20 protein-coding genes are annotated in these 20,272 nt (G+C 70.7%); 7 read left to right on the top strand and 13 right to left on the bottom strand.

Going from position 1 to position 20,272, the window contains the following annotated elements; translation table 11 throughout:
* Positions 1-392: 392 nt before the first annotated feature.
* Positions 393-1,016 (bottom strand): TetR/AcrR family transcriptional regulator, encoded by a 624-nt coding sequence (locus tag D473_RS0119335; protein WP_161626429.1) that lies wholly within the window; start codon positions 1,014-1,016, stop codon positions 393-395.
* Between the two features lie 266 nt (positions 1,017-1,282).
* Here D473_RS0119335 and D473_RS0119330 point away from each other — a divergent pair, with 266 nt between their 5' ends.
* The 3 genes from D473_RS0119330 to D473_RS0119320 all read left to right on the top strand — a co-directional run bounded on the left by D473_RS0119330 (position 1,283) and on the right by D473_RS0119320 (position 3,217).
* Positions 1,283-1,993: a carbonic anhydrase gene (locus D473_RS0119330; protein WP_033353642.1), complete on the top strand. Its 711-nt coding sequence runs from the start codon at positions 1,283-1,285 to the stop codon at positions 1,991-1,993.
* A 250-nt stretch (positions 1,994-2,243) separates the two neighbouring features.
* Positions 2,244-2,747, top strand: coding sequence for a hypothetical protein (locus tag D473_RS0119325; RefSeq protein ID WP_017610697.1), 504 nt, complete (start codon positions 2,244-2,246; stop codon positions 2,745-2,747).
* A 98-nt stretch (positions 2,748-2,845) separates the two neighbouring features.
* Positions 2,846-3,217, top strand: a complete 372-nt coding sequence (locus D473_RS0119320) for a hypothetical protein (protein WP_017610696.1) — start codon at positions 2,846-2,848, stop codon at positions 3,215-3,217.
* A 628-nt stretch (positions 3,218-3,845) separates the two neighbouring features.
* On the opposite strand, the gene D473_RS0119315 is transcribed toward D473_RS0119320, so the two are convergent.
* Together D473_RS0119315 and D473_RS0119310 are read right to left on the bottom strand one after the other, a co-directional pair.
* The gene (locus D473_RS0119315) at positions 3,846-4,049 is read right to left on the bottom strand and encodes a DUF397 domain-containing protein (protein WP_017610695.1); all 204 of its coding nucleotides are present in this window, start codon (positions 4,047-4,049) and stop codon (positions 3,846-3,848) included.
* 13 nt (positions 4,050-4,062) lie between these two features.
* A complete protein-coding gene (locus D473_RS0119310; RefSeq protein ID WP_017610694.1) occupies positions 4,063-4,887 on the bottom strand; it encodes a helix-turn-helix domain-containing protein in 825 nt (274 codons plus the stop codon).
* A 258-nt stretch (positions 4,888-5,145) separates the two neighbouring features.
* Between D473_RS0119310 and D473_RS0119305 the strand changes: the two genes are divergently transcribed.
* The 4 genes from D473_RS0119305 (at position 5,146) to D473_RS0119290 (ending at position 6,715) form a co-directional block, all read left to right on the top strand.
* Positions 5,146-5,640 (top strand): ATP-binding protein, encoded by a 495-nt coding sequence (locus D473_RS0119305; RefSeq protein ID WP_017610693.1) that lies wholly within the window; start codon positions 5,146-5,148, stop codon positions 5,638-5,640.
* Positions 5,637-5,864: a hypothetical protein gene (locus D473_RS0119300; RefSeq protein WP_017610692.1), complete on the top strand. Its 228-nt coding sequence runs from the start codon at positions 5,637-5,639 to the stop codon at positions 5,862-5,864. The genes D473_RS0119305 and D473_RS0119300 overlap by 4 nt, the downstream gene beginning before the upstream one ends.
* Positions 5,861-6,196 (top strand): hypothetical protein, encoded by a 336-nt coding sequence (locus tag D473_RS0119295; RefSeq protein ID WP_033353640.1) that lies wholly within the window; start codon positions 5,861-5,863, stop codon positions 6,194-6,196. The genes D473_RS0119300 and D473_RS0119295 overlap by 4 nt, the downstream gene beginning before the upstream one ends.
* Before the next feature lie 282 nt (positions 6,197-6,478).
* Positions 6,479-6,715 carry a hypothetical protein gene (locus D473_RS0119290; RefSeq protein ID WP_017610690.1) on the top strand — a complete coding sequence of 79 codons (237 nt, stop codon included), beginning with the start codon at positions 6,479-6,481 and terminating at the stop codon, positions 6,713-6,715.
* Positions 6,716-6,757: 42 nt separating this feature from the next.
* Here the strand turns inward: D473_RS0119290 and D473_RS0119285 are convergent, their stop codons facing one another.
* The 10 genes from D473_RS0119285 to D473_RS0119240 form a co-directional block, all read right to left on the bottom strand.
* Positions 6,758-7,762, bottom strand: coding sequence for a sugar phosphate isomerase/epimerase family protein (locus tag D473_RS0119285; RefSeq protein WP_017610689.1), 1,005 nt, complete (start codon positions 7,760-7,762; stop codon positions 6,758-6,760).
* Positions 7,763-7,807: 45 nt separating this feature from the next.
* A complete protein-coding gene (locus D473_RS0119280; RefSeq protein ID WP_017610688.1) occupies positions 7,808-9,208 on the bottom strand; it encodes an alkaline phosphatase family protein in 1,401 nt (466 codons plus the stop codon).
* Positions 9,209-9,234: 26 nt separating this feature from the next.
* Complete coding sequence (gene eboE / locus D473_RS0119275; protein ID WP_017610687.1) at positions 9,235-10,398, bottom strand: metabolite traffic protein EboE; 1,164 nt, start codon at positions 10,396-10,398, stop codon at positions 9,235-9,237.
* A complete protein-coding gene (locus D473_RS0119270; protein ID WP_017610686.1) occupies positions 10,395-11,267 on the bottom strand; it encodes a TatD family hydrolase in 873 nt (290 codons plus the stop codon). Before D473_RS0119270 ends, eboE begins: the two co-directional genes overlap by 4 nt.
* Complete coding sequence (locus D473_RS0119265) at positions 11,267-11,902, bottom strand: EboA domain-containing protein (RefSeq protein ID WP_026127112.1); 636 nt, start codon at positions 11,900-11,902, stop codon at positions 11,267-11,269. Before D473_RS0119265 ends, D473_RS0119270 begins: the two co-directional genes overlap by 1 nt.
* On the bottom strand, positions 11,899-12,771 hold the full coding sequence (locus D473_RS25095) for a sugar phosphate isomerase/epimerase family protein (RefSeq protein WP_033353637.1): 873 nt from the start codon (positions 12,769-12,771) through the stop codon (positions 11,899-11,901). Before D473_RS25095 ends, D473_RS0119265 begins: the two co-directional genes overlap by 4 nt.
* The gene (locus D473_RS0119255) at positions 12,768-13,643 is read right to left on the bottom strand and encodes an SCO3242 family prenyltransferase (protein WP_017610685.1); all 876 of its coding nucleotides are present in this window, start codon (positions 13,641-13,643) and stop codon (positions 12,768-12,770) included. Before D473_RS0119255 ends, D473_RS25095 begins: the two co-directional genes overlap by 4 nt.
* A complete protein-coding gene (locus tag D473_RS0119250) occupies positions 13,640-14,797 on the bottom strand; it encodes an inositol-3-phosphate synthase (protein ID WP_017610684.1) in 1,158 nt (385 codons plus the stop codon). The genes D473_RS0119255 and D473_RS0119250 overlap by 4 nt, the downstream gene beginning before the upstream one ends.
* 57 nt (positions 14,798-14,854) lie before the next feature.
* Positions 14,855-15,589: a hypothetical protein gene (locus tag D473_RS0119245; RefSeq protein ID WP_017610683.1), complete on the bottom strand. Its 735-nt coding sequence runs from the start codon at positions 15,587-15,589 to the stop codon at positions 14,855-14,857.
* A 120-nt stretch (positions 15,590-15,709) separates the two neighbouring features.
* Positions 15,710-20,050 (bottom strand): ThuA domain-containing protein, encoded by a 4,341-nt coding sequence (locus tag D473_RS0119240; protein WP_026127111.1) that lies wholly within the window; start codon positions 20,048-20,050, stop codon positions 15,710-15,712.
* Positions 20,051-20,272: the final 222 nt, after the last annotated feature.

The raw sequence follows: 20,272 nt of genomic DNA, 5'->3' as shown, positions 1-20,272 counted from the left end.
GACCACACGGCCACGCCGCCCAGGGTGAGAGCGGCCAGCCCCAGCCATTGCCAGCGGAAGAAGCCTGTCGCATCACGGGCTCGGGCGGCGAAGGACAGGCCCAGGTAGGCGCCGATCACCGACACGAGGTAGGCGAGGCCGGGTACGGGCCACTCCTGGACGAGGAGGTCAAGCACGTTATTCACATCCGATAACAAGTTTCACATCCGCATACGAACATAAATGATAGATGTTTTTGTCCGTAATGTCAGGTTAGGGACGTTCTTCGATCCTCATGTGACCAGAGGTTCGGTGGCCGAAAAAGCGCGTCTGTCAGGAACCGGCCAAAAGGAAGGGGCGGAGGAACGCGTGTTCCTCCGCCCCGTGTGCACCGCCCGGGTGGGCGACGGTGCTCAGGCGCGCATGCCCTTGAAGGCGATCGTGCTGAGGGAGTCGGCGACCTCCTCGGCCGCGAGCCCCCGGTCCGGCTTGTACCACTCCACGATCGAGTTGACCATGCCGAACAACAGTCGGGAAGCGACCGCGGGGTCGATGTCGCTGCGGATGTCGCCGTCCACGATGCCTTCGCGGACGAGGTCGGCGACGCGGTGGTCGAACTCCCGCCGGCGCTCCAGGGCGCGCTTCTCCACCGCGGTGTTGCCGCGCACCCGCAACAGCAGGGTCACATGCGGCAACTCCTCCACCAGGACGCGCACGCTCCCGCGCAGGACGTGGTCGAGGCGCTGCGCGGCGCTGCCCCGAGTGGCGGATTCCTCACGGGTGACGGCGAAAAGTGCGTCCAGGGCCAGGTCCAAGGACTGGCTCAGCAGCTCGGTCTTGCCGGAGACGTGATGGTAGATGGCCGACTTGGTCACCCCGAGGGCACGGGCCAGATCCTCCATGCTCGTGCCGTCGTAGCCGCGTTCGTTGAACACGCGGGCCGCGACGCGCAGGACGGAGTCGGCGTCGTGCCCAGGGCGTCCTGACCGGCGCTTTCCGGTTCGTGTTTCGGGAGTAGATGTACGAGCCACAGGCATCGAATCTACCTCTCCTTCGTGAGAGTGGTGCCGGGTGTTCCGATCCCGGCCACCAGCGCACCCCGCGTTCGGGGCCAGCCCGCCCATGAACCGAACGAACGGTCGGTCGGTAATCTACCACCCCCGCGACCTCGGGCAACGCAAGACATGTTTGGTCCAAGTATTGCCCGCTCTGGATTGTCCACAGCCGTGGCCGGGCGTAACTTCGGTCGCATCGTCGGTGGTGCGGACGCCGGCCGCCGGTGCCCGAGTTCAACGGAGGCAGTATGGCGATCGCTCAGAGGGCCGCACCCGAGCGGGCGGCGCTCACCACGGGACACACGGCCGACCGCGTCCGGGTCCTGTTGGACGAGGGCAACACCCGATGGCGCACGTTCGCGCCCAGTCGGCCGAACCAGGGTTCCGGGCGGCGCCGCGCGCTGTGGGAGGCCGAATCGGAGAACCCCATGGCCACGGTCCTGGGGTGCGCCGACTCGCGCGTGCCGCCGGAGATGCTCTTCGACCGGGGTCTGGGCGACCTCTACACCGTGCGCGCCTCCGGTCAGGTCCCGGACTCCTCGGTGGCGGGCAGCCTCGTGCACGGGGCGCGCGAACTGGCCACCCCGCTGCTCGTGGTGCTGGGCCACTCCCACTGCGCCGCCGTGGGCGAGGCCGTGACCGCGCGCCGTACCGGACGTGTCCCCGAGGGGCACACCGGCTTCCTCGTGGAGGGGATCCTCGACGCGATCGAGGGCGTGCCCGACGACGATCCCGGCGACTTCCTCGACGCGTGCGTGCGGGCCAACACCGTGTACGTGGCCGACCAGCTCCGGCACGAACCCGGGCTGCGCGAGCGTGTGCACAGCGGTGAGCTGCGGATCGAACCGGCCCATTACAACCTCAAGCGTTCCCGTGTGGAATGGCTGGGAGACCTGCCGGAGAATCGACCCGGTCCCGAAACGGGCATTCCGCAGCAGAGGAGAACGAACGCCCCCTGAAGGTAGCGCGTGGGCGATCATCCGTGAAGGTGGATGATCGCCCTTTCTGTATGTATAAGGGGTGCGTTGCAGGGGGTTTCTTTCGGTGGAATTTTTCTTTGTCCGGACTGAGCTGGAAATACGTAGTCTTGTTCGGAAAAAGCCTGCGGATGCCCGATTCTCCTCCTAGTCTCGATCTTGTCCGTGAAAGGAACGGAAAACGAGACCACGGGCCGTGCACGGGCACGGCCCCAGTTCACGAAGGACCGCTGTGCTCGCCATCGACCAGGAGATGCGGGAGCTGCTCCGGACACCGGGGGTGCGCAGTGTCTGCCTCGTTGAGCAGAGCACGGGGCACACCCTGACCACCGTCGGGGAAGCCGACCGCACGGCCGACGCCGTGGAACTCCTCGCCGCCGTCACCGAAGGGCCGCTGCGCCACGTCGGCACGGTCGAGGACCTCGTCGTCACCGACCACGACCACCACCTGCTGTTCGCACCGCTGCACCGATCCGACCTGTGCCTGCGCGTACGTATGGACCGCCGGCGGGGCAACCTCGCCCTGGCCCTGCGCCGACTGCGCGGACTCGCCCGCACCGAGCAGCCGCCCCGGCCACGACCTCCCGATCTGCCCCGGCGGGACGAGCACGACGAAACGCCCCGGCGCCGGCCCCGCGTCGCCGCCGGGGTGGACCGTGGCGTCCTCGAACGGGTCCTGGCAGGGCTGCGCACGCTCGCCGTCCCGGAGCCGAAGGCAGAGAGGGCCGCCGCGTGAGCGCACAGCCCCACCGGCCCCGGCCGCTCCTCGGACTGCGCCGTTGGATGCGACGCCGGAACGAGACCACCACACATCCCATTCGGAGGAGAGACGACATGGCCAACATCGAGACCGGCCTCAAGGACATGATGGAGATCGAGGGGGCCATCGGCGCCGCCGTGGTCGACTACAGCAGCGGCATGGCGCTGGGCACCCTGAGCTCCACCAAGACCCTCGACCTCGAGGTCGCGGCCGCGGGCAACACCGAGGTCGTGCGCGCCAAGATGCGCACCATGGACCAGCTGGGCCTCAACGACGCGATCGAGGACATCCTCATCACCCTCTCGGGCCAGTACCACGTCATCCGGCCCCTCACCAGCCAAAAGGGCCAGGGCCTCTTCCTCTACCTGGCGCTGGACCGCAACCGCGGCAACCTCGCCCTGGCCCGCCACCGCCTCAAGGCCATCGAGGCGGGTCTGGAGATCTGAGCGGCCGACCCGGAACGCGAGCCGCCCCCAGAGCGGGCCCCGGCCGGGGCCCGCCCTGGGGGCGGTTGCACGGTGCTGGGTCTCCCCAGCCACAAGAAACACAGACGCTCAACCATGTGAGGGGCTCAGCCCTCAGAGCAGGTGCACGGTGCCAGGCCTCCCTGCCTCCGAACTCTCTTCTCTTCGGGCTCTTCCCCTTCTCTTCTTTTCAGGGCCTGTTCGTGGTCCCCGCCAGTGGCCCCGTGCCCCCGTTCCTGGGGCCGGGCTTTGTCTGTGGCCGGGGTCCACCCCCCCTGGCGTGCGGCTCTGCGCCTGCCTTCTCCCACTCCTTCGGGGAGGGGCCTTCCCCCGGTTGAGCTCAAGGACAAGGCGCGGGCTCACGCGTCCCCCGTGCATGAGTGGTCGAGGGGCTCCGGGCGTCCAGAGACCGCATAAGGAGGGCTCGGGAGACCACCGCGCGGAACGCGCAAGGGGGCCTTCGGCCCAAGGGGCGACGCACCGCGCGAGGGCTGTGGCTGAGCAAACCTGTCACCTGTGGGGGAGGGGAGAACCTGCACCGTGCACCTGCACTGAGGGCTGAACTCTTTGTGTGGTGGAGCGTCTGGGTCTCTTGTGGTGGGGAGAGACCTCAGCTCGCCCCGTGGCCCTCGCGGAGGGAAGCGAGGAGGGATCCCCAGTCGGAGCTGGGAAAGGTGAGGTGGCCCAGGGATCGGTTCTGGGTGTCGCGGACATGGACCTGGCGAGAGGTCTCGGCGACCTCGACGCAGGAGGGCCCGTTGCCGCTGTAGCTGGACTTGTGCCAGTCCGAACGAGGTGCCTGTGAGGCAGTCATGCCCCGTCTCCTTTCATGGCCCCGCTGACTCGTTCTCCTCCAACACCCGTCTGATGAACTGATTCGAGGCTTCAGGGTCAAGCGCGATCGAACAGAGCTTGTTGAAGGCGAGTCCGTACCGGAACACTTCCGCTTCTTCTTCGATGTAGAGGCTACTGGTCATCGCTTCTACGTGGACCACGTCAGCGTCACAGTCGTCGGGGAACTGCAGGATGGTGAACTCGCCGGCTGTGGCCGGATGCTCTCCCACCTCGTTCGGTAGCACCCTGAGGATGACATTCTCCTTCTCCGAGCACACCAGCAGGTGACGAAGCTGAGCCCTCATCACAGCAGGGCCCCCGACCTGACGTCGAAGGACAGCCTCGTCAAGCACGATGGTCAGAGCCCGGGACAGATCCGCGTCCAGCCGCTCTTGGCGCTCCATGCGGACCTTCACGCGGCGTGTGACCTCTCCCGGGGGAGAGATCAAGAGAGCTGACTGGACCAAACACTGTGCGTAATCCTCGGTTTGCAAGATGCCGTTGACGATCTGCGGTGAGTAGATGAGAAGCGAAGACGCAGCGCTCTCCAACTCGATGTAGTCGACGTAGTCACGCGGGATCGCGTCCGCGTAAGCCTCCCACCAACCCTTGACTTTCGCCCCTCTGCCCAGCTCGAAGTACTTGTCCTGCTGGTCTTCGGGCAGTCCGTAGAGGTCCAGCAGCGTACGCAAGTCCTTGCTGCCCACAGCGATTCGGCCGGTCTCGACGCGGCTGACCTTGGACTGTGACCACTGCAAACGCGAAGCGACCTGGTCACCTGAGAGCCCAGCGGCCTCACGCAATCGCTTCAGCTCCATGGACAGGCGCCGTCCACGAACAGTCTTCTTGCGCCGCTGCGCCATACGCATCTCCTCTGGGCAGTGGGTTGCTCAGTTTTACGGAACCACTGGTGTTCAGTAACAGAGTGTAGTAGACATGAGTCAGCGACTTATGCACGAACTAATGCAATGCATTGGGTTCGCTGGATCGGTCCGAACGCAAAACGGCCCTGTCCAGGTGCGGACACACCTGGACAGGGCCTTAGCCCACAACCTGACACAGACAGGTGAGGACTCATGGTCAAACGTACCGTTTCCGTCCCGGGACCGAGTCGGCGACTGCCGCTGCGCCGCTGCTCTCCCCGGTTCATCGGCCGCCCGGAAAGCGTCAAGGAAGCGCGGAACTGGCTCGACCGCGTCCTGCGTGCGGAGGGAGTGCCAGGTGAGGCCACCGACACCGCGCTCCTGCTGCTCTCGGAGCTGGCGAGCAACAACGTCAAGCACGCCCCGAACCGGACTGCCGTTCCCGGTGACTTCTACGTGCGAGCGCACCTCTTCCACGGCCGTGTGCGCGTCGAGGTCCGCGACGCCCACGGCAGGCGTCCGGTCCTGCGAACCGTCACCCCCGACACCATGGCCGAGAGCGGCCACGGCCTGGTCCTCGTGAACGCGCTCGCCGACTGCTGGGGGCGCTGTCGATCGACCCTGGGACCGGGGATGTTCTTCGAGCTGCGCTGGGACGCCCCGCAGCCCGTCGCACCGGTGGTTCCGCTCCAGAGGAAGGGGTGGTGATCACCATGGGCGGCTACCACCTCAGGCCCAGCGCGACCGTCCTGCGGCTGCGCGATGAGTTTCCCGACTTCCTGATCTGCGAGCTGCACAACGAGCGGGGCCTGCCCAGCTTCGTGGCGACCAGGACCGAGAACGGGGGCGACGGCCGGCCCGAACTGATCGAGCGGGGCTGCGCCGAGGAACTCCGGAAAGTGCTGAAGACCCTGGGGGGTGGCCAGGCATGAGCGCGACGACACGGAAGGACCCGGGAGTGATCCCGGACCGACCACTGGACCGTCTGCAGGCCGTGTACCGGCGACGGGGATGGACGGTGTGGCACGGCAGTGCGACCGGACAGTACTGGGCGGCGCACACCAAACAGATGGTGCTGCTGAGCGGTGACAGCGCCCAGGAACTGGAAGTCAAGATCGAGCGGCTGGAGCAGAGCAGCAGGCCGACGGAGACCACCTTCGCCCATTTGGCCCGGGCGCGGCGGAGCGGTGCCGTGCGCCTGCGCCCGAGGCCCAAGCCGCAGGGTTCCTGGCACCGGCGCGGCGCCATGGCCGGCATGCGATAGGTAGCGATCAACAACTGTGGCCCGGGGTGAAGGTGCTCCCGGGCCACCGGTCAGCAGGTGGCCCGGACCGTTGTGCGACCCGTGCGGCGAATCCCCGACGGGGGCCGTCTGAAGCCCGTTTTCTGGCCACGGATGGGGGGAGCGTCGCCCCCTGCCGGGTGGTGCCCGTCTGGTAGGAGGCGGGTGAGGCCCGTGCACGCTGTCCGAACCACATCGACCGTAGAGCCGGGACCGGTGAGGCAGAATGTCGGTGACGACCCCCAACACCGCAGGGAGACCGGGATGTTCCGGATCGCCATCAGCCGCGTGGAGGGCCCGCGCATCATCCCGGTCCGGCGCGAGAGCGCGCTCTCCGTGGAGGAAGCGGTCCGTGCTATGCGCGGACATCTGCCCGGCGCGGGAGCCGACACGTTCTCCGAGGACGTGCAGAGTTCCGTCAACCGGATCAACGACTTCCGCCAGGACGTGGTCGCCCCGGACGGTCAGCAGTACCGCGTGGTCATAGCACCCATGATCTGAGGGCGCGGGGGCCGCCGGGGCGGTCCCCGGCGGCCCACCGGCTCAGTCGGAGGAGAAGGCGGCGTCGAAGGAGCTCTCGGGCGGGTCGAAGGCGTTGGCGCGCACGAACTGCACGGCCTCGGCCGCCCCCGTCAGCCGGTCCATCCCGGCGTCCTCCCACTCCACCGAGATCGGCCCCTCGTAGCCGATCGAGTTCAGCACCCGGAAGCACGCCTCCCACGGCACGTCCCCGCGCCCGGTCGAGACGAAGTCCCATCCCCGGCGGGGATCGCCCCACGGCAGGTGCGAGCCCAGGCGCCCGTTGCGGCCGTTGCCGACCCGTTTGCGGGCGTCCTTGCAGTCCACGTGGTAGATGCGGTCCCGGAAGTCGTACAGGAACCCGACCGGGTCCACGTCCTGCCACACCATGTGGCTGGGGTCCCAGTTGAGCCCGAACGAGGGGCGGTGGCCGACCGCCTCCAGCGCCAACTGCGTCGACCAGTAGTCGTAGGCGATCTCGGAGGGGTGCACCTCCAGGGCGAACCGCACCCCCACCTCCTCGAACACGTCCAGGATCGGGTTCCAACGGTCGGCGAAGTCCCGGTAGCCCGCCTCGATCACGTCGGGGCTCACCGGCGGGAACATCGCCACGTACTTCCAGTTGGCCGACCCGGAGAAGCCGACGACGGTGTCCACGCCCAGTTTCGCGGCCGCCCGCGCCGTCGTGCGCATCTCCTCGGCGGCGCGCCGGCGCACACCCTCGGGGTCGCCGTCGCCCCACACGCGGGAGGGCAGGATGTCCTGGTGGCGGTGGTCGATCGGGTCGTCGCACACCGCCTGGCCCAGCAGGTGGTTGGAGATCGCCCACACGCCCAGGCCGTGCTTTTCGAGGATGTCGAGCCGGTCGCGGACGTAGGCCTCCTCCTCGGCCGCCCGCGTGACGTCGAGGTGGTCGCCCCAACAGGCGATCTCCAGCCCGTCGTAGCCCCACGCGGAGGCCAGCGAGCACACCTCCTCGAACGGTAGGTCGGCCCACTGGCCGGTGAACAGGGTGACAGGTCGGGTCATCGTGACCTCCGGATTCGATGGGGGTTCGGGGCGGCCGGTGCCGGCTCAGGTGGGGGTCGGCCTCGCCGGGTCCGGCACCCCGACGAGGCCGAGCAGGAGGTCGCGCACCTCGGTGGCGGCGACGCGGTCCCGGGCGGACCCGGGTTCGGTGCAGATCAGGAGGGGACCGTCGTCGGGGTCCTCGGTGCGGCGCCCGTGCGTGCCCCGCACCGGCGCCGGGTCCAGCGGGACGACGTTCATGGCGTAGCGCAGCCCGGCCTTCTTGCGGGCCAGGTTCGCGGCGGCCCGGGCCTTGACCAGGGGGTCCTTCGGGTCGAGGAAGAGTTCGGCCGGGTCGAACCCGGGCTTGCGGTGGATGTCGACCCCGCGGGCGAAGTCGGGGGCGCGTGTGTCGTCGAGCCAGTAGTAGTAGGTGAACCACGCGCCCGGCTCGGCCACCAGCACCAGCTCACCGGAACGCTCGTGGTCCAGACCCTGCTCGGCCTGCCCCTTCTCGTCCAGAACCAGGTCCACGCCCTCGACCCGGTCCAGGAGCCCGGCGACCGCGGGCACGTCCGCCTCCTCGCGCACGTACACGTGGGCGCACTGGTGGTCGGCCACGGCGAAGGCGCGCGAGGCCCACGGATCCAAGTACTCCATGCCGTCCTGGGTGTAGACCTCCAACAATCCGGCCCGGCGCAGCACCCGGTTGACGTCGACCGGGGTCGTGGCCGGGGTGATGCCGTACTCGCTGAGCACCACGACCCGGACCCCGGCGGCCTCGGCGTCGTCCAGCAGCGGCGCCAACGCGGAGTCCAAGTCCCGTGCGGCCCGCCGGGCCTGCGGTGAGTCCGGGCCGTGGCGTTGCAGGTCGTAGTCCAGGTGCGGGAGGTAACACAGCGTCAGGTCGGCCCGGGGCATGAGCCTGCGGGTGGCCGCGACGATCCATTCGGAGGAGGCCAGCGAGGCGGTCGGCCCCCAGTAGTTGAACAGCGGGAAGGGCTCCAGTTCCCCGGTGAGCTCGTCGTGCAGTTCGGGCGGGCGGGTGTAGCAGTCGGGGGACTTGCGCCCGTCCGCGTGGTAGATCGGCCGCGGCGTGACGGTCCAGTCGGTGGTGGCGCCCATCGCGTACCACCAGCACACGTTGGCCACCTTCAGCCCCGGGCGGTGGCGGCGCGCGGTCTCCCACACCTTCTCGCCCTGCACGAGCCGGTTGTGCTGGCGCCACAGGTGCACCTCGCCCAGGTCGCGGAAGTACCACCCGTTGGCGACGGCGCCGTGCCCGGCGGGGGTACGGCCGGTGAGGAAGGTCGACTGCACGGTGCAGGTCACGGCGGGCAGCACCGTGTCCAACGGCGCTTGCCACCCCCGTTCGGCCAGGGCGCGCAGCCGGGGCGCGTACCGCAGGAGCCGGGGCGTGAGCCCGACCGCGTCGACCACGAGCAGGCGGGGTTCGGGTGAGGACATGGCATCCCTTCCGTCGGCGGAGGTGTTCACACCGGCTCCAGACCGAGCTCGGTGAGACGGTCGCGGGCCCAGGCGACCTCGGCGGCGATCCCGGCCACGAGAGCGCCCTCGCCGGCGGGGCGGCGGTCCTCCGGCAGCACCGACCAGGTGTAGGTCTCCACCTCCACGTGGTCGGTCAGCGCCCGCTCGCCCCCGAACAGATGCCCGAGCACGTCGGTGAGGTGGTCCCGCGTGATCCGCAGCGGCGGCCGGGCCTCGGCGTGCAGGGGCACGTGGAAATGGGTGCGCCAGGGGCCCCGCCCCGGCAGGGGGTAGGGCCCCGACATCGCCTCGGGCAGGTCGTCGCGCCCACGTGCCCGCGCCCCCTCCAGCTCGCGGGTCTGGTGCAGGAACCGGTCCTCGGCGAAGTCGGACAGGGCCTCCCGCGCCGCCGGGTCGCGCGGGTCGGGCACCTCCACGGCGGCCGAGGCCTGGGTCTTGACCACCGGGAGCCCTGCGTCGGCCAGCCGACCCAGCGCCGTCCCGGCCTCCTCGAACCCGGTCGCGGTGTGGCAGGTGTCCAGGCACACACCGATCTGAGGGGGCAGACCGAACAGCAGGCGGGCCGCGTCCCGGCTGGTCTCGATCACACACCCCGGTTCCGGTTCCAGCCCCACACGCACCGGGGTCCCCCGGTCGGCGAGCTCGGCCAGTACCCCGGCGAGTTCGGTCAGGTGGCGCCGGGCCCGCTCCAGGCGGCCCGGGTCCCAGGGTTCGCGCCAGGCCAGGGGCAGGGTGGACACACTCCCGCGCGCCGCGTCCTCGGGCATGAGGCGGGCCAGGACCCGTGCGCAGTCGACCGTGTAGTCCAGGCGCGCCCGCTCGGTCCAGTCCGGGTGGTAGACGCGGTGCTTGACCACCGGGTCCTGGAACCCCCGGTACGGGAAGGCGTTGAGGGTGACCGTCTCCAGCCCGGCCGCCTCCAGCCCGCCGCGCAGCCGGTCGACCAGCGCGGGATCGGCCGCCAGCTGCCGGGCCAGCGGCGCCGGCAGCCACAGGCCCAGCCCGAGGCGGTCGGCGCCCAGGCGTTCGCGCACCCCGCCCCCGAACACCCGGATCTGGCGCAGCACACCCTCCAGGTCCTCGGCCGGGTGCACGTTCGTGCAGTAACCCAGGTGGACGACGGTGCCGTCGCGGTGGCGCAACCTCACTGCGCACCCCCGTCCGGTTGCCCGCGCAGGATCGAGTTGCCCGAGAAGGTCGCCGAGACGTCGGCCGTCCCGATCTCGTCCAGGACCAACCGCCCGCTCTGCCCGTAGAAGGCCACCGGGTTGTCCCAGAGCACCCGCTCCGTTTCGGCCCCGGTGAACCCGGCGGAGCGCATCGCCTCACCGGTGCGCAGGGTCAGGAGCGGGTCGCTGTGGCCCCAGTCGGCGGCCGAGTTCACGATCATCCGGTCGGTGCCCCACTCCTGGAGGATGCGCACCATCCGGTCCGGGCTCATCTTCGTGTCCGGGTAGATGGAGAAACCCATCGTGCACCCGGACGTGTGCACCATCTCCACCGTCGCCTCGTTGAGGTGGTCCACCAGCACCATCTCCGGGTCGATACCCGACTCGGCGACCAGTTCCAGGGTCCGGCGTGTGCCCGCCACCTTGTCCCGGTGCGGTGTGTGCACCAGCACCGGGAGCTCGAACTCGCGAGCCAGCTCCATCTGGTACCGGAACACCTTCTCCTCCTCCGACGTCAACGAGTCGAACCCGACCTCGCCGACCGCGACCACCCCGTCCTTGGCCAGGTACCGGGGCAGCAGGTCCAGCACCCCTGACAGGCGCGGGTCGTTGGCCTCCTTGGGGTTGAGGGCGATCGCGCAGTGGTGGCGGATCCCGAACCGTTCGGACCGGAAGCGTTCCCAACCCACGAGGCCGTCGAAGTAGTCGCGGAAGGAGCTCACCCCGGTACGGGGCTGGCCCAGCCAGAACGCCGGCTCCACCAGGGCGCGCACCCCGGCCTCGTACATCGCCCGGTAGTCGTCGGTGGTGCGCGAGGTCATGTGGATGTGGGGGTCGAAGATGCGCATCAAGCCTCCGTGGGTTCGTCGGGGGGAGAGTGCCTCAGGACCAGACGGACGTCGTCGGGTACGGACCTGCCTGCACGTTCGCGTTCCTCGGCGTAGTCGGCGCACATGCGCACCAACTCCGCGTCCACACGTTCGGGAACACCCCGCACACCGGCCAGGGGCACCCCCACGAACAGGCACTTGAGCACCGCCTGCCGCCACGCGTGGGCCTCCAGCAGGTCGGTGGCGGGGCCGCCCGCCGCCGCGGCGATCAGACGGGTGTCGTTGGTGCGCAGCGCGTCGGCCATGAGCTCGCGCGCGACCGGGGCCGCGGCCGTGTCGAGCACCGCCAGGCCGCGCAGCACGGCGCGCCGTTCCCCGGAGTCCCCGTGGTGGTACAGGTCGGCCACCTCGCGGGCCAGCGCGTCGGGGGCCATCTCCTCCGCGCAGGTGCGCAGCAGCTCCAGCCGCACCAGGTCCTCCAGGGTCGGGCCGAGAACCCCGTCGGGGTCGCCCGAGGGGCCGGCGCCGCGCGCCACCCGGCGTGCGGCCGCGGGGAAGAGCACCGCGACGCGGTCGGGGCTCTCGTGCACCCGCGCCACCATCGCGGACAGCTCGCGCCGGGACTCCCCGCCGAGCAGGGCCTCGGTGTTCACGCTCGCACCCCCTCGGTCGCGGACGGGCGTCGCCGGCGCGCCTCGGCCAGCGCCTCCCTCAGGGCCCGCATCGACCGTTCGGCCACCAGCGGGGCCGCGTGCCCGTGGCGTGGCAGTTCCACGGCGGCCAGACCGCGATAGCCGGCGCCCTCCAGGGCGCCCAGCACCCCGGGCAGGTCGATCTCGCCGTCACCGAACTCCAGGTGCTCGTGCACCCCCGGGCGCATGTCGTCCAGCTGCACGTTGGCGATGAGGTCCCCGGCGCGGCGCACCGTGCCCTCGGGCCCGTCCGGCTCGTTGCACACCCCGTGGCCCACGTCCACCGTCACCCGGAACCGTTTCGGGGAGCCCAGGCGTTCGCGCAGTTCCAGCACGTCGGAGAGGCGTTCGGCGAACATGCCGGGCTCGGGCTCGAAGGCGCAGTCCACGCCCAGCTCGTCGGCCAGGGGCAGCACCTGCTCCACGCCGGCGACCAGCCGGGACCACCCCTGGGCCCCCGAGACCCCGTCCGGCAGGATCCCCGACCAGAACGAGACCGCCTCGGCGCCCAGGTCGTGGCCGATCCGCACCGCGCGGCGCAGCAGCTCCACCCGCTTCCCGCGCCCCTCGTCGGAGACCAGCGTCGGCTCGTGCTTGCGGCGCGGGTCCATCAGGTACCGGGCCCCGGTCTCGACCACCACCGCCAGGTCCAGCTCCGCCAGACGGGTCCCGATCCGGCGCACCCGTTCCCCGGCGTCCGCGGCGAACGGGTCCAGGTGCGGGTGGTCCAGGGTCAGCGCCGTCCCCTCGTAGCCCAGGTCGGCGATGATCGCCAGGGCGTCGTCCAACCTGTGGTCCCAGAACCCGTTGCTGCCGTAACCGAACCTCACGTGATCGCCACCTTCCGGGAGGAACGCACCGCCAGGGGAGCGCCCACCGCCAGCGCGGTCGCGGTGCACGGCGCACCCGCACGCGCCAGCAGCGCCGCCTGGAGCGGGATCATGCCCCGGATCCCCGTGCCCGTGGCCGCACCGGCGTGGGCCGCCACCGGCGCCGAGACCGCGCGTGCCTGGGCCCGCCCCACCCGGGTCGCGAAGACCCCCGCGTACAGACCCGACAGGACCTCGCCCCACGCATCCCGGCGTGTGCACGGCCGGGGCGCGGACGGCGCGACCGCCGCCGCTGCGCTGCCCACCGTGCACGCCAGCGCCCCGGCGGCCACCGACGGCCGGGTCCCGTACACCTCACCGCGGCTCAGTGCCGTCACCCCGTACGTGTGCACGGCCATCACCAGCGCCGGGCGCAGCGCGGCACCCGGCCGGTCGCCGGCGCCCATGAGCACGTCCAGACCCCGGTTGACCGCCATGCCCAGCGGCGCGAGGCGGGTCGGCTTCAGCGCCAGGTCGTAACCCCACACGGTCGCCGCCAACGCACCGGCCACCGCTGCGCTGTGCTTCCCGCCGCCCGCGGCCGCCGTGCCCACACCGGCCGCGGTCAGACCCGCCGCCACCGCCAGTGCCTCGCCCGGACGCACCCGCCCGGACGGGATCGGCCGTTCGGGGCGCTCCACCGCGTCCAGGTCGCGGTCGGCGTAGTCGTTCAGGGCCATGCCCGCCCAGTACAGGAACGCCGACGCCGCGGGCAGCACCCACGTCCCGGGCCTGCCCAGGCGCCCGGCCGCGGCCGCGCCCGCCAGGCTGTCGCCGGGAACACTCGACGCGGCGGGCAACCGGACCAGGCGTGCAAGATCGTCGAGTCTCAATCGGACCCCTCCTCGGGTGTGGAACACCAGGACGTCAGCGCCTGCCACTGCTCCACCAGCCCGTGCACGCCGCTGTCGGCCGGGTCCTTGAAGAAGAACCCCAGTTCGGGCACGGGTCCGGTGGTCCCACGACCGTGGGCGAGCGCGGCCAGGCGGGCCAGGTCGAGCACCAGCGGCGCCGCCAGTGCGGAGTCGTGACCCGCCCAGGTGAACTGGAGGGTCATCCGGGTGCCCAGGAACCCCTCGAACGAGACGTGGTCCCAGGCGGTCTTGGCGTCCCCCAGATCGGGGACGAAATCGATGTGCAACGGACCCTCCACCGGGTGGCCGAGCATGTGCTCCAGGCCCAGACCCTTGCTCTCGGTCTTGCTCCCGACGTGGGCGGGGTCGGACAGTGTCTCCCCGTCGCCGCCGCCCAGCAGGTTGACCGAGGACCACGAACGCACCCGTAGCGCCCGCGCGGCGAACATCGGGGCGAGCGCGCTCTTGACCAGCGTCTCCCCGGTCTTGCCGTCGCACCCGGCCCAGGGCACGCCCTCGCGTTCGGCCAACTCCCGCAGCGCGGGCAGCCGCGGACCGGTGTTGGGGGTGAACTCCACGAACGCGCACCCCGCGCGCAGGGCCGCGTAGGCGTAGGCGGAACTGGGCGGGATCCGGGCCCCGCCGGAGTCGAGGGCGGCCTCCAACGCCTCGAGGCCCTCGTGCTCGGGGCAGGCCTCGGGACGGGCCTCGGTACTGGTCAGGTCGATCACGACCGTGCGTTCCACGCCTTCCCGCTCGGCGAAGCCCCGCAGGTCCTCCTCCAGACGCCGCACGTCCTGCCGCAGGACCGGACCGCCCCCGGACACCAGCCCGGGCCGCAGCGCACTCTCGACCTCATCCAGCCGGTCGGCGAACGCCCCCGGCAGGTGCCCGGGCAGGACCCCCGTACGGGCCAGGTGCTCTGCGGTCTTGCACAGGCGGACGTCGGACGGGTCGTGCCCGCCGAAGACCAGCTCCTCGAGCCCGGGGAGCCCCGCGCCGCCGAACTCCGGGCGCGCCGTCACGCACCCCGTCGGCCCGGCCGCGCCCTCCCGTACCGCGAACGCGCCCAGGACCGCGGTCGTGGCGACCGACCCGCGTGCCCCGAGCAGCCAAACTCCTGTCCGGCCCATCCTGTGGTCCCTCCTCGTTCGTCCCGGGGACCGAGCCCCGGGGCCCGTCGTCCGTGCTCAGTGGTCGTGTCCGCCGTCCTCCGCGGCGCCGTCGCCGTCCTCGGCGGGGTCGGGTTCCAGGGCGCCGCTCCCGGGCGCCGCGGGCAGGTACAGGTGGACGTGGCCGTGTCCGGCCTCGAGGCTGAGCACGTCCAACTGGGTCGCCGCCACCGACCAGGACCGCACCGCCTGGGTGCGCAGGTCGCCGGCGAGTTCGGTCATCTCGGTCCGCAGACCCTCGTCCTCGGCCTCCAGGGCGCCGGCGTAGGCCACGACCGCGGAACCGAGCAGGTCCACGGAGTTGGCCATCCCGGCGTGGGCGACGTTGTAGTCGGTCTCGCCGGAGGGGACGTTCTCGAAGTGTTCGGCGGCGCCCTCCGTGGTCGCCAGCCAGTCGTCGACCTCGTCGGCGCCGGGCTCCTCTCCGGCGGGGGGAGCGGAACCGTTCGCGGGCACGGCCCCGTCGAGCGACTCCACCACCGGGAGCAGCTCCTCGTGGGCGGTGCGTGTCTGTTGCACCAATTCCTCGACCTGGGCCACGTCGCGCTCGCCGGCCGAGGCCTCCAGTTCGGCGACACGGCCGGAGTCGGGGGTGACGGTGTCGTCACCGGTGAAGAAGAACACGGCCGCGGCCACGACGGCCCCGACCAGCACGAGTGCCCCGGCCGTCAGCCACCAGGTGGCGGGCGAGGCCGTTGCCGTCGAGACCTCCTCCGTCGTGTCGGGCGTGGACCGCCTGTTCTCGGTGGGCACCGTGACACCTCCTCTTCGTCTGGACCGGGTCCCCGGCCGCGGCGCACGAACGCCGCCGCGGCCGGGGTCCGGGGGTGGGGGTGGGGCCGACCGGGGCCGGCCCCACCCGTCAGGGACCGGTCATTCCTCCGTCAACGGGGCCAGCCGGTCGGCCAGCTCGATCAGCTCCTCTCCCGTTTCCTGGTCGGCGACCTGCTCGGCCACCGTGCGGAACCGTTCCAGGGCACGCCCGGCCTGCGCGGGGCGGGCAGCGTCCACGTGCCGTTCGGCCAGTTCCAGCTGCGGCTCCAGGCGCCGGGCCTCGGAGGTGGTCAGCGCCCCCTCCTCCTCCAGCTCGCCGACCCGCTCGAGGACCTCCTGGAAGGTCGCCGGGTCCTCCTCGGCCAGTTCCTTGACCTGCACGTCCCGGAACAGGACCTGGTCCTGGTCACCGTGGTTCTGCAGGCCGACGTGGCCCGAGGACAGGTCCCGCGCGGGGTCCTCGCTCTCGAACTCGTTGACCAGCTCGCCGTTGATCCACACGCGGATCATCGGGTCATCGACCTCGATCTCCATCGTGTTCCAGTCACCGATCTCCGCCGGGTGGGAGTCGGCCGCCTGGAACTGGTAGATCGCACCGGTCTGGGTGATGGGCTCCCCGTCCGGGGCGCCGTAGGGGTCGATCTGGATCTCGTAGCCCTCGTCGACGGCCGTCCACGGGTCGTCACCGGGGTCGGGGAAACCGACGAAGACACCGGAGTTGTCCTGCTCGCCCCGGGTGAGGAAGTCGAGCTCGAGCCGGTAGGCGTCGAGCTCGGTCTCGTGCCAGAGCAGTCCCATGCCGCCGTCGGTCTGCAGGTTGCAGCCCTCGTCGCCGTGGACGACATCGAAACCGCCCGGCCCGGCCTGGTTCCATCCGTCCAGGGACGCGCCGTCCCACAGGGCGGTGTAGCCGTCGTCGACCTCGGGGGGCGCGCACTCCCCGGGCTCGCCGGCCCCGTCCCCGACCGTGACGGTCGCCGACGGGGAGCTGCCCGTGTTGCCGTCGCCGTCGGTGGCCACGGCGCTGACGGAGTACTCGCCCTCCTCCGGTTCGCTCCAGGTCACCTCGTGCGGGGTCTCCCCGGAGGAGGCCACGACCTCGTCGCCGACGAGGAACTCCACCTCCTCGATGCCGGCCTCGCCGTGGTCGGTCACGTCCGCGGCCAGCGGGACGTCCTCCCCGGCCTCGAAGGAGGCACCGTCCTCGGGGCTGGTCAGCACGGTCTCGGGGCCCTCGGAGGGAGCCTCGTCGCCGTCGAGGACCGCCTCGAAGTAGTTGAGGTTGAACAATCCCTCGTTACCGGGGTCGTCCCCGCTGAAGACCAGGTACAGCTCGAAGGTCTCCCCGGGGTCCTGGACCGGCATCGTGACGGTCTCCCAGCTCTGCCAGTCGCCGGTGGGCTCCACGTCGACGCTGCCGAGCACGTCCCCGTCGGGGGCGCCGGCCCGTGCCTCGATGGTGCCGCCGGCCCCGGCGGAGGCCACACGGAACTCCATCTCCTCCACGCCGGTGAAGTTCACCGGGTCGTAGGAGCTCCAGCCGCCGTCCTGGATCCCGGAGAGGTTCTCCAGCCCGCCTTCCTCGTCCTCGGTGGGTTCGGTCGAGACGTTCTCGCTGTCGGAGAAGTACTGCCCCTGGGTCTGCGCCGGGTTGAGGCGCAGACCGTCGCTGCCGGTGAGCGGGGGGAGGTCCCCGGACCCGGAGTCGTCGTACTCGGCCTGGAGCACCCAGAAGATGTTCATGTCGGCGCCGTGGCCGCCGTCGGTCTCGGTCTGAGTGGTCCCCTCGCAGGAGTCGTACTGGGTCCACGGGTGTGCGTGCTCGTCGTGGCCCAGCGACGAGGTGACCTCGACGTCTTCGCAGGCGACGCCGTCACCGATCGAGCCGTCCTCGGCGTCCTCCACGGAGACCTCGAACGGGATCTCCTCACCCCAGTGGAAGTACTGGCCGTCCTTCGGGGTGTCGAAGGAGACATCGGGTGCGGTGTTGCCGGCGGTCACACTGGTGGTGGCCGTGCTGGTGGCACCGAGCTCGTCGGTCACGGTCAGCACGACCGTGTACTGGCCCTCCTCCTCGTAGGTGTGGGCGGGGGCGATCTCCTCGGAGGCGGTGCCGTCCCCGAAGTCCCACTCGTAGGCCATGTCCAGGCCGCCGGGGTGCTCGGACCCCTCGGCGGAGAACTCGACCTCGAGGGGGACCGGACCGGAGGAGGTGCTGCTCTCCAGATCGGCCACGGGACTGTTGCCCGCCCCCGTGTAGTCGATGCGCGAGAGCGCCGAGTCGGGCGCGCCGCCGAAGTAACCGGAGCCGTACTCCAGCACGTACAGCGACCCGTCCGGGCCGAACTCCATGTCCATGGGGTTGGCCAGGGCGATGTCGTCGACCGTCTCGGTGATGTCGAGGAGTTCGCCCTCGTCGTCGCGGTGGACCTGCTTGATCCACTGGCGGCCCCACTCGTACATCAGCGGGATGCCGTCGTAGTACTCGGGCCACTTGGTCTCGGACTCCAGCTCGGGGTCGAACTGGTAGGCCGGGCCGCCCATGGGGGAGCCGGAACCCTCGCCCAGGTGCGGGAACTCCTCGGACTCGTCGTAGTCGTACCAGACCATCGCGGGGGTGACCGGGGGCAGCTCGGTCAGCCCGGTGTTGTTCGGGGAGTCGTTGACGGGCGCGTCGCAGTCGAAGGGCTCCCCGGAGGCGCCCTCCGCGAAGTCGTAGTCGATGTAGGGGGTGTTGTCACCGATGCAGTACGGCCACCCGATGTTGGACGGTTCGTCGATGGTGTGCCAGGAGACCGTGTTCTGCGGCCCGCGCTCGGGGTCGGCCTCCTGCGCGTCGGGGCCGTAGTCGCCCAGGTAGACGGTGCCGTCCTCCTGGTCGACGGAGAACCGGAACGGGTTGCGCAGGCCCATCGCGTAGATCTCCGGGCGGGTCTGCTCCTCGCCGTACTCCTCGGTCGGGAAGAGGTTGCCGTCGGGGATCCCGTAGCTGCCGTCCTCGTTGACCGAGATCCGGAGCAGCTTCCCGCGCAGGTCGTTGGTGTTGGCGGAGGTGCGCTGGGCGTCGAAGACGGGGTTGCGGTCCTCGCGCTCGTCGATGGGCGCGTACCCGTCGGACTCGAACGGGTTCGTGTCGTCGCCCGTGGCCAGGTACAGGTTGCCCTCGGCGTCGAAGTCGATGTCGCCGCCCACGTGGCAGCACATGCCGCGGTCGGTTCCGACCTCCATGACGACCTGCTCGCTGTCCAGGTCCAGGCTCGGTCCGTCCTCGCCTTCCACCAGCTGGAACCGCGAGAGGTTGTTGTGCGCCTCGTAGGGTTCGAAGTCCCCGGGTTCGCCGTCGGAGGGCGCCTCACCCGGTGGGACCCCTTCGACCTCGGGTGCGTAGTAGGTGTAGACCCAGCCGTTCTCCTCGAAGCCGGGGTCCACGGCCACGCCTTGGAGCCCGTCCTCGTCGTGGTTGTAGACGGGGATCTCGGCGACGACCTCGGTGGTGTGGGTCTCGGGGTCCCACAGGCTCACTTCGCCGTCGCGGGTGGTGTGCAGGGCACGGCCGTCCGGCAGGACCGCCAGGCCCATGGGCTCGCCCATCTGCTCCTCGCCCTGGGCCAGCGTGACCTTCTCGAAGTTGTCCCACTGGGTGGCGCCGCAGTCGCCCTCGACCGCGCCGGCCGCCCACTGGATCCCGCCGAGCAGGTGCTCGGTGAACTCGGGTTCGGAGAAGGAGTCGACGGTGTGGCCGCCGCCGGTGTACCAGGAACGGCCGCCGTCGAAGTTCTGGCACCAGGCGGTGGGGTGGTCCCACCCCATCTGCCCGGCCGGGTCCACCTCCTCCTCGTAGGAGCTCTCGTCCAGCCCCGCCAGGACGTGCACGTCACCGCGCGGGGACAGGTCGAAGTCGTACCACTCGTCGTGGCGGTCCCACCGCGCGGGCAACCCCTCGGTGGAGGGATGCGCACGGTCGTTGACCATCACCTCGGCGTCCTGGGTGCCGGGCGGGTGGCTGGAGAAGTAGGCGCCGACGAGATCGCCGTACCAGTCCCACTCGTACTCGGTGTCGGAGGCGGCGTGCACACCCGTGAAGCCGCCGCCGTCCTGGACGTAGCTCTCGAAGGCGGACTGTTCCTCCTCGTTGAGCACGTCACCGGTGGTCGAGAGCCAGATGACGGCGTCGAACTCGGCCAGGTCCTCCTCGTTGAAGACCGAGGAGTCCTCGGTGTGCTCGGTGGTGAATCCGTGCTCGTCGCCCAGTTCCTCGATGAGGGAGACGCCGTAGGGGATCGAGTCGTGCCGGAAACCGGCGGTCTTGGAGAAGATCAGGGCGTGGAACGACTCCTGCTCGTTCTCCTCCTGTGCGTGGGCCACGGGCGCGGTCAGCCCCATGGCCAACGCGATGCCGGACACCAGCGCGCCCAGTCGTAGTAACGGTCTGTGGAACATGCAGAACCTCACCTGGGGGTGGGAGTGAGTCGATGAGTTCCGTGCGGCGTGCCGGCGCCGACGGCAGGGACGTAGGACTCGCTCGGTGGACACCGTGTTCTGGCGGAAGGGCTCCGCCGAACAAGTCCTCCCGGTCGGCCGGGGCGGGCCCGGTACGGCTGCGACCGGGGTGGTCGGGATGCCTGCTATCAGGGTCGGGAAGCGGAGGTGGCCGCCTCATCG

The sequence above is a fragment of the Nocardiopsis xinjiangensis YIM 90004 genome (assembly GCF_000341145.1).
Taxonomy (GTDB): Bacteria; Actinomycetota; Actinomycetes; order Streptosporangiales; family Streptosporangiaceae; genus Nocardiopsis; species Nocardiopsis xinjiangensis.
Note: the sequence above shows the minus strand (reverse complement) of the source record. Positions and strands in the feature narration are given on the sequence as shown.

Bases quoted from the DNA above. Each gene is read 5' to 3' on its own strand.
- D473_RS0119280 (WP_017610688.1), bottom strand. From the start codon at position 9,208: ATGTCCTCACCCGAACCCCGCCTGCTCGTGGTCGACGCGGTCGGGCTC.
- D473_RS0119305 (WP_017610693.1), top strand. From the start codon at position 5,146: ATGGTCAAACGTACCGTTTCCGTCCCGGGACCGAGTCGGCGACTGCCG.
- D473_RS0119320 (WP_017610696.1), top strand. From the start codon at position 2,846: ATGGCCAACATCGAGACCGGCCTCAAGGACATGATGGAGATCGAGGGG.
- D473_RS0119330 (WP_033353642.1), top strand. From the start codon at position 1,283: ATGGCGATCGCTCAGAGGGCCGCACCCGAGCGGGCGGCGCTCACCACG.
- D473_RS0119315 (WP_017610695.1), bottom strand. From the start codon at position 4,049: ATGACTGCCTCACAGGCACCTCGTTCGGACTGGCACAAGTCCAGCTAC.
- D473_RS0119290 (WP_017610690.1), top strand. From the start codon at position 6,479: ATGTTCCGGATCGCCATCAGCCGCGTGGAGGGCCCGCGCATCATCCCG.
- D473_RS0119240 (WP_026127111.1), bottom strand. From the start codon at position 20,050: ATGTTCCACAGACCGTTACTACGACTGGGCGCGCTGGTGTCCGGCATC.
- D473_RS0119270 (WP_017610686.1), bottom strand. From the start codon at position 11,267: ATGCGCATCTTCGACCCCCACATCCACATGACCTCGCGCACCACCGAC.
- D473_RS0119285 (WP_017610689.1), bottom strand. From the start codon at position 7,762: ATGACCCGACCTGTCACCCTGTTCACCGGCCAGTGGGCCGACCTACCG.
- D473_RS0119310 (WP_017610694.1), bottom strand. From the start codon at position 4,887: ATGGAGCTGAAGCGATTGCGTGAGGCCGCTGGGCTCTCAGGTGACCAG.
- D473_RS0119335 (WP_161626429.1), bottom strand. From the start codon at position 1,016: ATGCCTGTGGCTCGTACATCTACTCCCGAAACACGAACCGGAAAGCGC.
- D473_RS0119295 (WP_033353640.1), top strand. From the start codon at position 5,861: ATGAGCGCGACGACACGGAAGGACCCGGGAGTGATCCCGGACCGACCA.
- D473_RS0119250 (WP_017610684.1), bottom strand. From the start codon at position 14,797: ATGGGCCGGACAGGAGTTTGGCTGCTCGGGGCACGCGGGTCGGTCGCC.